At 75.0% G+C, this 12,774-nt stretch carries 12 protein-coding genes and 1 pseudogene; 7 read left to right on the forward strand and 6 right to left on the reverse strand.

Going from position 1 to position 12,774, the window contains the following annotated elements; all coding sequences use genetic code 11:
• Positions 1-80 precede the first annotated feature (80 nt).
• Complete coding sequence (locus C6376_RS23270) at positions 81-275, forward strand: hypothetical protein (protein WP_107445206.1); 195 nt, start codon at positions 81-83, stop codon at positions 273-275.
• Positions 276-320: 45 nt separating this feature from the next.
• On the opposite strand, the gene C6376_RS23275 is transcribed toward C6376_RS23270, so the two are convergent.
• From C6376_RS23275 to C6376_RS23285, 3 genes are all read right to left on the reverse strand, one after another.
• Positions 321-1,520 (reverse strand): phosphodiester glycosidase family protein, encoded by a 1,200-nt coding sequence (locus tag C6376_RS23275; RefSeq protein ID WP_254076013.1) that lies wholly within the window; start codon positions 1,518-1,520, stop codon positions 321-323.
• Between the two features lie 326 nt (positions 1,521-1,846).
• Complete coding sequence (locus tag C6376_RS46165; protein ID WP_107445207.1) at positions 1,847-2,926, reverse strand: NUDIX domain-containing protein; 1,080 nt, start codon at positions 2,924-2,926, stop codon at positions 1,847-1,849.
• Positions 2,927-3,014: 88 nt separating this feature from the next.
• Complete coding sequence (locus C6376_RS23285; protein ID WP_107445208.1) at positions 3,015-3,464, reverse strand: carboxymuconolactone decarboxylase family protein; 450 nt, start codon at positions 3,462-3,464, stop codon at positions 3,015-3,017.
• Positions 3,465-3,726: 262 nt separating this feature from the next.
• On the opposite strand from C6376_RS23285, the gene C6376_RS23290 reads away from it, so the two are divergent.
• Positions 3,727-5,013 (forward strand): glycoside hydrolase family 16 protein, encoded by a 1,287-nt coding sequence (locus C6376_RS23290; protein ID WP_107445209.1) that lies wholly within the window; start codon positions 3,727-3,729, stop codon positions 5,011-5,013.
• 231 nt (positions 5,014-5,244) lie between these two features.
• Here the strand turns inward: C6376_RS23290 and C6376_RS45375 are convergent.
• From C6376_RS45375 to C6376_RS23305, 3 genes and pseudogenes are all read right to left on the reverse strand, one after another.
• Positions 5,245-5,468: pseudogene (locus C6376_RS45375) on the reverse strand (allantoin permease); the annotation flags it as partial.
• 14 nt (positions 5,469-5,482) lie between these two features.
• The gene (locus tag C6376_RS23300) at positions 5,483-7,156 is read right to left on the reverse strand and encodes a sigma-70 family RNA polymerase sigma factor (RefSeq protein WP_107445210.1); all 1,674 of its coding nucleotides are present in this window, start codon (positions 7,154-7,156) and stop codon (positions 5,483-5,485) included.
• An 80-nt stretch (positions 7,157-7,236) separates the two neighbouring features.
• Positions 7,237-7,881: a DUF6629 family protein gene (locus C6376_RS23305; protein WP_107445211.1), complete on the reverse strand. Its 645-nt coding sequence runs from the start codon at positions 7,879-7,881 to the stop codon at positions 7,237-7,239.
• Positions 7,882-8,104: 223 nt separating this feature from the next.
• On the opposite strand from C6376_RS23305, the gene C6376_RS23310 reads away from it, so the two are divergent.
• The 5 genes from C6376_RS23310 to C6376_RS23330 all read left to right on the forward strand — a co-directional run bounded on the left by C6376_RS23310 (position 8,105) and on the right by C6376_RS23330 (position 12,741).
• Positions 8,105-8,464, forward strand: coding sequence for an STAS domain-containing protein (locus C6376_RS23310; protein WP_254076014.1), 360 nt, complete (start codon positions 8,105-8,107; stop codon positions 8,462-8,464).
• Entirely contained in the window at positions 8,461-9,462 is a 1,002-nt protein-coding gene (locus C6376_RS23315; protein ID WP_107445212.1) for an anti-sigma factor RsbA family regulatory protein, read from the forward strand. Before C6376_RS23310 ends, C6376_RS23315 begins: the two co-directional genes overlap by 4 nt.
• Positions 9,463-9,633: 171 nt before the next feature.
• On the forward strand, positions 9,634-11,289 hold the full coding sequence (locus C6376_RS23320) for an FAD-dependent monooxygenase (RefSeq protein WP_107449126.1): 1,656 nt from the start codon (positions 9,634-9,636) through the stop codon (positions 11,287-11,289).
• 134 nt (positions 11,290-11,423) lie between these two features.
• Positions 11,424-11,885 carry a hypothetical protein gene (locus tag C6376_RS23325; protein ID WP_107445213.1) on the forward strand — a complete coding sequence of 154 codons (462 nt, stop codon included), beginning with the start codon at positions 11,424-11,426 and terminating at the stop codon, positions 11,883-11,885.
• A gap of 220 nt (positions 11,886-12,105) precedes the next feature.
• Positions 12,106-12,741, forward strand: a complete 636-nt coding sequence (locus tag C6376_RS23330; RefSeq protein WP_254076398.1) for a class F sortase — start codon at positions 12,106-12,108, stop codon at positions 12,739-12,741.
• Positions 12,742-12,774: the final 33 nt, after the last annotated feature.

Consider the following 12,774-nt stretch of genomic DNA (forward strand, 5'->3'; position numbering starts at 1 on the left):
GCTCAGCCACCCGGACGAAACCTTCGCTACGCCACACTTACGGCCGAACCCCGTGAAAACGGACGTGGAGGAGGTTGACGGTGGCCGTTTCGATTTCCCTGGTGCTGTTGCTGCTGGTTCTGGCGGTGATCTTCATGCGCAACGGCGGACTGAAGGTCTCGCACGCCGTGGTCTGCCTGTTGCTCGGATTCCTCCTGGCCGGCACCAGCATGGCTCCCACCATCGCCGGCGGACTCACGGCGACGGCCGACATCGTCGGCGGCCTACGGCCGTGAGGCTCCGCGCCACCGGCGCCACCGGTACCAGAGGCACCACCGGGTTCACCGGGACCGCCGACGGTGTCCGGTGGCCCCGGGCCGGCTGACGAAGACCCCGATGCCGTTCGCCACCGGACGCTCCGCCCCGTCGGACGGATGGTTGCGCACCGTGACCCCGGCGGCCGCGCCCGGGGGACGGGCCACCAGGGTCGAGGACCCGCCGCCGTCCAGACTGAAGCCCTCCGTCGCGCCGAGGCCCCTGAGGGCGACGGCGACCTCGGCGATCGTCAGCCCCCTGCGGTACGGGGCGGCGCCGTCCAGCGCGAACAGGAACACCCGTCGTCCGCCGTCGCCGATACCGACGGCCGTGCGCACCGCGGAGACCGACGCGTCGAGACCGGCGAGCGGCCGGCCGCCCGACAGCACCGGAAAGCCGCCGACGGCGAAACGGTAGACCGACCTCGACGCGGACCTCAGCGCGTAGCGCACCGCCACCCGTTGCCCCGCGCCGAGCCTCTTCAGACGCTCGGCGCCCGCCTCCCGTCCGACGAGGACCGTGCTTCCGGCGGCGATAGCGCCGCTGCCGGGCGTGACCGAGGCCGACACGACCCGGCCCCTCTTCAGGGTCACCTCGTAGGTGCTGGTGCTGCAGGGCGCGGCACGCGCGCCGTCCGAGCCGCAGGTGGCCCGCCGGCGCGAGACGCCGCCCCACTCCGCGGTGAACGCGCCGACCGAGTTCTCCGGCAGCGCGTACTGGTTGACGCCGCCCAGCGGCATGCGCCGGCCCTCGACGGTGTACGAACCGCGGAGAGTCAGACTGTCCAGCCGCGCCCTGCCGTCGGTGCCGACGCCGACCACGGCCCTGGTGTCCGTGCCCGGCGGCGGCGCGGGGCCGAACCGCTGCGCCTGCGGGACCGCGCCCTTCAGCGCCCTTGCGCCGGCGACGGCCGGACCGACGCTCGCCCCGGTCGCCGCGACCCCCGGATGCTGCGTCTCGGTGATGTCGAAGAAGTCGCCGTTGACGCCGGCGACCGCCCGCTGCCGGCCGGCCAGCGAGGAGACGGTCGCGCGGGCCGCCATCGCCCCCGGGTACAACAGGCCGAGGCGTACCCGGGAGTCGGCGAGGTCGACTCCGAGCACGTGCGCGTGCGCCGTCCCGGCGGCCGCGGGCAGATCGTACTGACGGTACGTCACGCCGGGCGCCACGCGGGTCCAGGTCGCGGCGTCGGCCGGGGCCGCTCCGGCGAGCGTCGCACCGGCCACGAGGGCGAGGGCGACGAACAGCGCCGGAACCCTCCGGCGCGGAGGCGTTGCGGCTGCCCTGGAACGTTTCTGTCGACGCGTCACAGGCCCCCCTGTCCGAATTCCGGCCGTCACTCTCCCACGACCTGCGGGAACGACTCGCGGGAGGTGGGCGGGGAGTCCACGGGAACGGGTGAGGAAAAGCACGATTGCGGGTGGCTCGCGCCGCAGTTCGCCCGCGCCGTGGCCGCCTTTGTGCTACAGCCCGCACTCGTCCGACCCGTCAGACCCGTCCGGCCTGCTGGTACGGCGCCGGGCCCGGGCGGCTTGCGGGTGCCGCCGTCCGGTCAAGTGCCGTAGGGCGTGAAGTGGGCCGGGGCGTGGTCGATCGGCAGGTCCGGCCGCCATGCGGTGAGGGACTGGGCGCTGCACTCGAACAGGGACGGCGGCAGGCGGTCGAGGGAGTGCCAGCGCCAGTCGCCGACGCTCTCGCCCGGCTGGTCGGCCGGCTCACCCTCCCAGCGGGTCACCACGGCACCGACCGTCATCCGCGGGAGGCCGCCGATCTCGTCGAGGAGCGTGCCCAGCAGCCGGACGTCCGACGGGGCGGCCCGTAGCCCGGTCTCCTCGCGCAACTCCCGCACGACCGTGTCCCGCAGGGACTCGCCGGGTTCCACCGTGCCGCCCGGCAGCTCCCACGTGCCCCTGCGGTGGCGGCCCAGGAGCAGTCCGCGGGGGCCGTGGACGATGGCGCCGACGCCGAGCGCGGCGTGCGCCGCGGGCGGCCGGCCGCCGCGGGGGCGGGCGCGCACGCGCAGGGGACGCCGGGCCCGCACGAGGCGGTATCCGGGCGGGTCCGCGGGGCCGGACGCGCGCACCGTGACCGTCTCCTCCACGCGCAGCCCGTGGTCGGCGAGCAGCGTCTCCCACGCGTCGGGGGCGGGCGTCTTCGGCTGAACCGCCGGGGGGACCGTGGGCCCGACCGGCGTCGGGTCACCGTCCGGCACGGCGAGGCAGAGGGTCCCCCCGGGGACGAGCGCGGTCGCCAGCGAGGGCAGCAGCCGGCGCAGATCGCCGGACGGGACGCCGCCCGCCGAGTAGATCGTGTCGTAGGGCTCGGCGGTCCGCAGATGGGCGTCGAGGTCGGAATGGAAGAGCCGCAGCCCGGGCAGGGGCCCGTGTCCGGCGCGGGCGGGCCCGATCACGTCCGCCGCCGGGTCGACGGCGTCGACGACGGCGCCGTGCGTCCGCACGAGCCGGGCGGCGCGACGGGCCGTGCCGCAGCCGAGATCCAGCACGCGCCGCCCCGTCAGCTCGCCCAGGAACGCCTCGTCGGGTCCCGAGCCGGGCAACCCCCAGTCGAACGGCGTCCCTTCCGGCTGCGGGTCCACGAACTCCCGTGCGCCGCGGGCGTCGGAGTGGGGCATGGACGGGACCTCCAGAGGCGGACGACGGTCGGCGGACCCCCCGATTCTTACCGGACGCGCCGACGGCCAACCCCCGCCCCGCGTCGGCTCAGTGCACGGGATGCTTGCTGAGGATGGACACACGGTTGAAGGCGTTGATGGTGACCGCCACCCAGATCACCGCCGATATCTGGTCGTCGGTGAGCTCCGCGCGGGCGTCGGCGTAGGCGGCCTCCTGTGCGGCGGCGTCGGCCGGCAGGGTGGTCGCCTCCGCAAGCGCCAGGGCCGCCCGTTCCAGGGGGGTGAAGAGGCCGGTGTCCCGCCAGGCCGCGAGGACGCCAAGCCGCCGGGTGTCCTCACCCGCGCGCAGCGCCGCCCTGGTGTGCACGTCGAGGCAGAACGCGCAGCCGTTGAGCTGGGACACGCGCAGGTTGACGAGTTCCACGACGGTGCGCTCCAGGCCGGCCTCGGCGGCGGTCGCCCGCACCGCCTCGGACGTCTGGACCAGCGCGTGGTAGGCCTTGGGGCTCTGCTTGTCGATGAAGATCCGTGCGGTCATGGTCGACCATCTTTCCCGCACCGCGGCCGTCGTGTGGCGCCGCCCCCCGGATGTCGGCACGACCGGTCCATACCAAACCCTTGACACCCGCATTGCTCACTTCTTAAATCACGTAGTGAACTAAGCCTCCCTCGGGACTGGTTCACCCATCGCCCCCCCACCCGGTCGGGACGGCATCTCGGTGACCCGCTGCGCGGTCACGGCTCATGATCTGTCATGGACATGCCCTATCTGGCCCTTCGTGCCCCATGAAGGGAGAGTCATGAACTCTCCGCGCCCGCCCCGGCGCCTGCTGGTCCTACTTGCCTCACTCATGGCCTTCGCCTCGCTGTCCGCCCTGCCGGCACAGGGCGCGTCACCGTCCGCCGCGGAACCCGCGGCCCGCCCCCTCGGTTCTCCCGCTCCCCGGGCGGCGGCGGCCGCCACGTTCGCCGACGAGTTCGACGGGCCGGCGGGCGCGGCCGTGGACGGGACGAAGTGGCAGACCGAGACCGGTGACAACGTCGACAACCACGAGCGGCAGTACTACACCCCGGGCAACCGCAACGCCGCCCTCGACGGACAGGGCCATCTGGTGATCACCGCACGGCGGGAGAACCCGGGCAACTACCCCTGCTGGTACGGACGGTGCGAGTACACCTCCGCCCGGCTGAACACGGCCGGCCGGTTCACCACGACGTACGGTCACGTCGAGGCGCGGATGAAGATTCCGCGCGGCCAGGGCATGTGGCCCGCGTTCTGGATGCTCGGCGACGACATCGGCCGGGTCGGCTGGCCCGACTCGGGCGAGATCGACGTCATGGAGAACGTGGGCTTCGAGCCGTCCGCGGTGCACGGCACGCTGCACGGCCCGGGCTACTCGGGTTCCGGCGGCATCGGCGCCGGGTACACCCTGCCCGGGGGACAGGCGTTCGCCGACGCCTTCCACACCTTCGCCGTGGACTGGAGCCCGAACGCGATCACCTGGTCCGTCGACGGCGCCGTCTACCAGCGGCGCACCCCCGCCGACCTGGGCGGACGGCGATGGGTCTTCGACAAGCCCTTCTTCCTGATCCTCAACCTCGCGGTCGGCGGCTACTGGCCCGGCGACCCCGACGGCGGCACGGCGTTCCCGCAGCAGCTCCTGGTCGATCACGTCCGCGTGAGCACCGGCGACGCCCAGCCGGGCGCCGGCCGGATCACCGGGATCGGCGGCAAGTGCGTGGATGTGGCCGGGGCCGCTTCCGCCAACGGCACGGCCGTGCAGCTGTACGACTGCAACGGCACCGCCGCCCAGCAGTGGTCCGTGGGAGCCGACGGCACGATCCGCGCGCTCGGCAAGTGCCTGGACGTCGCCTCGGGCGGCACGGCGGACGGCACCCCCGTCCAGCTCTGGGACTGCAACGGCACCGCCGCCCAGCAGTGGGCCCTCCCCGCCGCCCGGGACATCGTCAACCCGCAGGCGAACAAGTGCCTGGACGCCGCGGGCGGCGGCTCCGCCAACGGCACCCGGCTGCAGATCTGGACCTGCGCCGGCACCGTGCAGCAGAAATGGACGGTGACGCGATGACCACGAGACCTCTGTGGAGATCGGCCCGCCGGGCGCGGCCGCCGGCTCGCGCGGTGAACCCCGTCTCGCAGGTGCAGCGCGCGCGACGGCTCGGCGGCCCGGAGTCTTTGCCCGGTCGCCCAGCCCTGACCCCCCGCGCCCACCCGCGCGCGACCGACGAAGGACCGTCCCGCGATCACGGACCGGGGCGGCCTCTCGCCACCGCGGGGCGACGGCTCGGATCGCCGGAGCCTGCTCGGGCAGCACGTGGTCGCCCGTCTTGTCCGTGCTCAGGCACAGGGAGCAGACGACCGCGTCGTGGGTCGGGCAGGCGGCCACGTCGGGGCGCTCGTAGGGCTGGTGGCAGACGCGGCAGACCTGGCAGACGTGGCAGTCGTAAGTCGTCGCCGCCGGGTTGGCGTCGGTGTCGGGCAGGGCCTCGTCGAGCCGTCCTCCGCGCGGCGCAGGCAGTGGCGTTCCGGGCCGACGTTCAGTGCGGGCGTGCGGCGCGAGGGGCGTCGTGGTGGCCGGCTTGGCGGCCCGGGGCCGTCCCGGCCTTTGCACGCGGGTGCGGGTGCGGACGCCGGTCCGGCGGGTTCCCGCGTCCGGAGCGGGAGGGGTCGGCCGGGCAGCCGGGTCGGCCGGTCTCCGGCCCCGGGCCGCCGCCCTTCGAGCCTTTCCCGTGCCCGCCTTTCCCGTGGCCGTCCCCGTCACCGTCGTGTCCGTCCCCGTCGTGCCCGCCCCCGTCACCGTCCCCGTCGTCCCCGCCGGGGTGCGGGTCGTCGGGTGCGGGGTCCGTCGTCGGCGGGGGCCCGGGATCGGGGTGCCCGGCAGGCGGGGTGGGGTCCGGCGTGCCGGGCGTGCCACCGGGGACGTCGTCGCGCGGCGTCTTCCGCGGGGGCTTGTCCGCCGGAGCGGGCGTGGGACGCGCCGTGGGGTCTGCGGCGGGCGTGGGCTGCTGCGCCGCCCGTTCGGCCACGCCGGTGCCGCCCCGTGGTGCGCCGGCGGTCTCCGGTGCGCGCGGGCCCGCTCCCTCGGCGTCGGTCTCCGGCGCCGACGGGCCGGGGTCCTCGGCCCGCGCCGCGGTCGCTGACGGCGGCGGTGTCACCGGTGTCCCGGCCACCTGACCCCCCTCGAGCGGAGCTTCGGCCACCGGCGTCCCGGCCGCCGGCGTGTGCGGCGGCGGCGCGGAGTCCGGCCAGCCGAGGACGAGACACACCACGGCGGCGCCCACCACGAGCGCGCCCGCCGTCGCCGCGGGCATCCTGGCGCCGGTCGGCACGGCATGACGGATCCCGTGCAGCACGCCCGCACCGTGGCCGCCGGCCAGGCCGGTCGCGCCGGCCGACGCCGCGGTGAAGACCGGCAGGAACTTGGCGGTACCGCCCAGGGCGAGGACGAGCAGAGCCGGGCCGACGAACGCGGGCAGCCGGTCGTTGGCGCTCATCAGCGCGGTGAGCGCCGCCCGGCACGCGTCGCACGAGTCCACGTGTCCGAGCAGCCGTTCGCTCTGGCGAGCGGTCGCGGCGCCGCGGACGTACGCCGGCATCCGGGCCCAGTGGACCTGGCAGGCGGGGTCGTCCGGAGCGCCGGTCTGGGCCCGGAGGAAAGCCTGGCGCATACCTTCGCGCGCCCGGTGCAGGAGGACGGCCGTCGCGCCGTCCTTGGTGCCGAGCTGCGGCCCGATCGCCGCCAGCGGCTGCCCCTCCGCCTCCGCCAGCCACAGCGCCTTCACCCAGCGCTCCGGCAGCTGGCCCAGCACCCTGACCACCAGATCGACGCCGGCCACCCGCTCGGCCGGATCCTCCCCGTGCGTGCCCGTCTCGGCCCGATCCCGCGCCTGCGCCCGCGGATCGCTCGGGGCCTCGCGTGTCGCGCTCCCGGACGCGATCGCGAGATGGCGCACCGTCGTCCGCAGGTAGGCCGGCACGTTGTCGATCTCGTGCCCCGCGGCCAGTCGGCGCCACACGCGGAAGTGGGCCTCGGCGACGAGGTCCTCGGCGGTCCAGGTGTTCCTGGTGAGCGAGCGGGCGTACGCGACGAGCCGCGGCTGCTGCTCCGCGTAGATCCGGGCGTACTCGGCGGTGGCGGCAGCGGCAGCGTCAGTGGTGGCGCCGGTGGCCGCGCCGGGCGGGGCGGGCACCGTGGAAGACCTGTCGGTCATGGAGGATGGCTCCAGTCGCCGGGCGAGGGTCGGATAGCTCTGCGGAAGGCTTTTTGTGACCTAGATGCCAGAACTTTCAACTAAAGTTGCGATCTACGGAAGATGTGACTCACCTCACGACGCGGCGTGCGGGTCCAGCCGACCAGCAGCACCGAGCAGACCGCGGCGAAGGCGCACCAGGTGGACACGAACTCCAGCCGCCACAGCGCGAAGCATCCCGCCGCCCCCACGGCGGCCACCGCCCCCAGGGCCCGCAGCCTGCGGTCGCCCGACAGGAGCAGCGCACCGACCGTCGCCACCAGATAGCCCGCGACCAGGACCGGCGGGTACGGCAGGTCGACGAGGTAACCGACCCGGTGCCCGCGGATCTCGGCGGTCACCGGACCGGCGGCGATGCCGTACGCGAGCGGCACGGCGGTCGCGACGCCGACGGCCAGCGCGAACGAGGCGCCGCGCCGGGCGGACGGCGGGGCCGCGCACCACACCCCCGCGGGCACCCACACCGCCAGCAGCGGCAGCGCGATCACGGTCCAGACGACGGTGGCGGCTCCGCTTCCCCCGCCCGCGTCCCAGACGAGGGCCTCCACGATCTGGTGCGCCCCGAGGAGCAGCGGCAGCGCGGCCAGCGGAAGGTCCCGGCGGCTGCGAACCCCCGCCACGCCGACCCCGCCGAGGGCGAGCAGCCCGGCCCCCGCCACCAGATCGGCCGTCGCACTCCAGCACATCGCGTCCCCCAGGGTGTCGACCGTCGTCCGCCTCCGTTGCCCCGTGCATGCCACGCTACGTCCGGTTCCCGCAACGCACCCGCAGGAGCGGCGTCAGGCTGCCGAGGACGGGTAGAGGCTGTCCAGGGGACCGTCCGGGAGAGGGACCGTCCGGGAGAAGGCGGCGGCCGACGGGGCCGCACGGCCGCCGGGACGCGCCGGCGCACAGTGAAGGAGGCCGCGGGTGGGGAACGCCCCGCAGAGAGCCGGCGGATTCGGGCTGCCGCACGGAGGGACCGCTGTGCTGGAGGTGATCCCGCTGCCCGGCCGGCCCGGCATCCGGGCCCGGGGCGAGATCAGCTCGGTCACCCGCTCGCCGTGGGAAGAGGCCCTGGCGGGCCTGGCCCGGCGCCACGCCGACGTGTCCTACGTGGAGCTGTCGGAGGTGGGGTTCGTGGACGTGGCCGGGGTCGCGGCGCTCGCCGTCACGGCCCTGGACCTGCGCGGAGGACGGGTGGTCGTCGAGCATCCGCCGCCGCAGGTTTCGAGGGTGCTGAGCCTGTTCTGGCCGGGCCTGCGCCGGATCGAGGTGTCGCCGCGATGAGCATGGTCGCGATCCACGGGAAGTTCGAGCACCCCGCGCTGTTCTACCGCTCCGCGCGGGAGTACGTGGACCGGACGGTGTCGTTCGTCCAGGAGGGCCTGGACGTCGGCGAGCCGGTGGCGGTGGCCGTGCCCGGCCCCAACCTCGAGCTGATCAGGGAGGCCCTCGGCGCGGACGCGCGGGCCGTCCTCCTGCTGGACATGGCCGAGGCGGGCCGCAACCCCGGCCGGATCATCCCGAAGGTGCTTCGCGGATTCGCCGACGGCCACCGGGACGGCCGGGTGCGGATCATCGGCGAGCCGGTCTGGCCGGGCCGCAGCGCCCTGGAGTATCCCGCGTGCGCACAGCACGAGGCCCTGATCAACGCGGCCTTCGAGGGCCGCGCGGTGACCGTCCTGTGCCCGTACGACGAGACCCGCCTGGACGAAGAGGTGCTGGCCGACGCGCGCACCACCCACCCGACCGTGCTGACCGGCGACACGGAGTCGGCGAGCGACGCCTACGACTGGCGGTCCGTCGTCGCCCGCTACAACCGGCCGCTGCCGTCCGTGCCGGACGCCGCGCAGTTCCCCTTCGGCGTGCAGGAGCTTGCCGCGGCCCGCGCCTTCGCGGTCGAGCGCGCCCAACGGCTGGGTCTGGCGGGGCAGCGGCTGACCGACGCCGAACTGGCGGTGGCGGAGCTGACGACCAACAGCGTGGTGCACGGCGGAGGACGTGGAACGCTCGCCGTCTGGGAGGACGGAGGGCAGGTCGTGTGCGAGGTCCGGGACACGGGCCGGATGATCGACCCGCTGGCCGGCCGCAGGCCGCCCGCGCACGGCCAGATCGGCGGCCGGGGCCTGATGCTCGTGCACTACGTGGCCGACCTGGTGCGGGTGTACACCGCCGACGACGGGACGACCGTCCGCTTCTACCTCGACCGGGTGGACCGCCTCGGCGACGCCGGCCCCGTCGGTCGTGCCGACGGCGCCGAACGCGCCGAACGCGTCGGTCGCTGAGGGCGCGAACGCTCCGCCGTCCCCCGGGCCGGCCACGCGACGGCGCCGTCCCCTCCCGCGCCGCGACGCAGCCGGGTGAAGCCTGAAGCGCCGTCAGCTCCACGGGGCATGCATGTGGTCTCCGCCGTATCCGGCCGGGTCGGCGGACACGACGCGCTGGAGGCGAGAGTGATGAACGAACGAGCCGGGCAGGCCGGTCCCCCCACCCTCAGGGTCCCGGTCCTCATCGTCGGCGGCTCCCTGGTGGGCCTTGCGACCTCGCTGTTCCTCGGACGGCTGGGAGTACCGCACCTGCTGGTGGAGCGCCACGCCGGCACCTCCATCCATCCGCGCGGCCGCGGCAACAACGTCCGCACGATGGAACTGTTCCGGGTGGCGGGCGTGGAGCGGGGGATCCAGGACGCGGCGGCCACGCTGGCCGACAACCACGGCATCCTGCAGGCGCCGACCCTCGTCGGCGACGCCGGTGAATGGCTGTTCCGCGACATCGACCCGGGTGGCGGCCTGGCCCGCTTCAGCCCCAGCTCCTGGTGCCTGTGCAGCCAGAACGACCTGGAGCCGGTGCTGCTCGACCACGCCCGAAGGCTCGGCGGCGACGTGCGGTTCTCCACCGAACTCATGTCGTTCGAGGCCGACGCCCACGGCGTCAGCGCGGTGGCCAAGAGCCGGGAGACCGGCGAGCACCTCGCCGTGCGCGCGGACTACCTCGTCGCCGCCGACGGCCCCCGCAGCCCCGTCCGGGAACAGCTCGGCATCGGGCAGAGCGGCCCCGGCGACCTGTTCCACAACGTCAGCCTCACCTTCCGCTCCCGGGGCCTGGCCGACGTCGTGGGCGACCGCCGGTTCATCGTCTGTTATCTGACCAGCCCGGACGCCGACGGCGCCCTGCTGCCGGTGGACAACCGCGAGAACTGGGTCTTCCACGCCCCCTGGCACCCCGAACACGGTGAGACGCTCGAGGAGTTCACCGACGAGCGGTGCGTCGAGCACATCCGCCGCGCGGTCGGGGTCGCCGACCTCGACGTGGAGATCACCGGCAAGGCGCCCTGGCACGCCGCCCAGCGCGTCGCCCGCAGCTACCGGTCGGGCCGGGTGTTCCTGGCCGGAGACTCGGCGCACGAGATGTCGCCGACCGGGGCGTTCGGCTCCAACACCGGCATCCAGGACGCGCACAACCTCGCCTGGAAGCTGGCCGCCGTGCTCGACGGCTGGGCGGGGGATGCGCTGCTCGACACCTACGACGCCGAGCGCCGCCCCGTCGCGGAGGCCACCAGCGCCCGGGCCGCCGCCCGGTCGGCCGAGCACAGCCACCCCGGCTTCGCCCCGCCGCCCGGCTCCGCAGGCGGCCCGCAGCGCGGCATCCTGAACGTGGCCCTCGGCTACCGCTACCCGCAGGGCGCCGTCGTCGGCGCCGACGACACGGTCCCGGTCGTCCCGGAGGGCCTCGACCTGAGCGGCGCACCCGGCAGCCGGGCCCCCCACCTGTGGGTGCGGCACGGGGACGAACGGATCTCCACCCTGGACCTCTACGAGCGGTCCCTGGTCCTGCTCAGCGACGCCGCCCGGCCGAGCGGCTGGCACGAGGCCGCCGGCCGACTCGCCCGGGAGCTGTCGCTGCCGCTGAGGTCGTACCGGGTGGGCGACGGCCCCGACGCCGACCTGACGCCGGAGGACGGCGCCGACTGGGCGGAGCGCCACGGCACGCCCGGCGGGGGCGCCGTGCTCGTACGGCCCGACGGGTTCGTCGCCTGGCGGTCACCGGGCCCGGACCCGGACGCCGAGTCCACGCTGCGCCGCGTCCTGCAGACCGGTCTGGGGCTGGGCTGACCCGGTGCCCTTCACCCGAGTGAACGTCCCGAGTGGTGCCGCGGCGAACGTCGGCTGACGGTGGATCACGTCCCGGTCGGGTCGGACGAGCTGACGAGGTGTCGGTTGCCCGGCTGTGACGGAAAGGCCATCAGATGCGCACTGCCCGGATGATCCTGGCCACCGCGGCGGCCTCGGCCGCCCTCGCCCTCGGCGCCCCGGGCGCCCACGCGGCCGACGGGGACACGGACCACGGCTCCTCGGTCAGCAAGGAGGACGGCGCCTGGTCCGGCAAGAAGGACCACGGCAAGGAGGGGCACGGCAAGGCAGAGCACGGCAAGGGGGAGCACGACGGACCGCACGGCGGCATGCACACCGGCGGCGGCGCCCTGACCGAGGGCGGCGGCGCCGGCGCGCACGGCTCGGGTCCCCGGGGTGGCGGCAAGGAGGAGTCCGGCGGCTGGAGCGGTGAGCACGAGAGGCCCAGCGGCGGCATGCACACCGGCGGCGGCGCCCTCGCCGGTCCCTCGGTGACCGCGACCGGACTCGGCGTCCTCACCCTCGCCGGCGCGGGCCTGTGCGCCCTGCGCCGCCGCACCGCCACCGAAGCGGCCTGACCATGCCGGACGCGATAGCGAAGCCGCGGCCGCCGCCCGCGCACCGGTGCGGTGGCCCGGCCCGCTCCCCGCACCCGTCCGCCCCGCTGCCGCGCCCGAATGAGGTGTTCCACCGATGGCAGTCCCCCCGCCCCCTTCCTCCCCTACCCCCTCTTCCTCCTCTTCGTCCTCCGACGCCTGCGCGCCGTCGGCGGCAGGAGGCTCCCGCACCGGCGTGATGATGCTCTGCGCCACCGCCGCCGTCTTCATCGCGATCAGTCTGTGCGGCGGCAACGAGCCGTCGTCCGGCGCCGGACGCCCCCCGCACGCCCCGCCCGCAGCCTCCGGTCCGGCCACCCGTGCCGACGCCCCACCGGCCCCGTCCTCGTCGAACGCCCGTGGCGAGGCGCCGTCGGGCAGGCACCTGCGCCGATCGAGACCGGTACGCCTGCTCATCCCGAAGATCTCCGTCGACGCGCCCTTCACCGACCTCGCCATCGGGCGCAGCGGCCGGCTGGACCCGCCCCCCGCGGACGACGTCAACCTGGTCGGCTGGCACGCCAAGGGTGCCTCTCCCGGCGAGGCGGGCACCGCGATCATCGCCGGGCACGTCGACACCAGGACGTCCCCCGCCGTCTTCGCCGCGCTCAGCTCGCTCACCGAGGGCGACGTCTTCCAGGTCCGGCGGGCCGACGGCAGCAAGCCGTCCTTCCGGGTGGACAGCGTGGAGACCTTCGAGAAGGCCGACTTCCCCGACGAACGCGTGTACGGCGACACCCCCGAGGCGCAGGTGCGGCTCATCACCTGCGCGGGGGCGTACGACCGCCGGGCCAAGGACTACACGGACAACCTGGTGGTCTTCGCGCATCTCCTGTGACGTCGGCCGGCCCAGTCACCCACGTAGTTCATC

It is taken from the genome of Streptomyces sp. P3, from assembly GCF_003032475.1.
Lineage (GTDB): Bacteria > Actinomycetota > Actinomycetes > Streptomycetales > Streptomycetaceae > Streptomyces.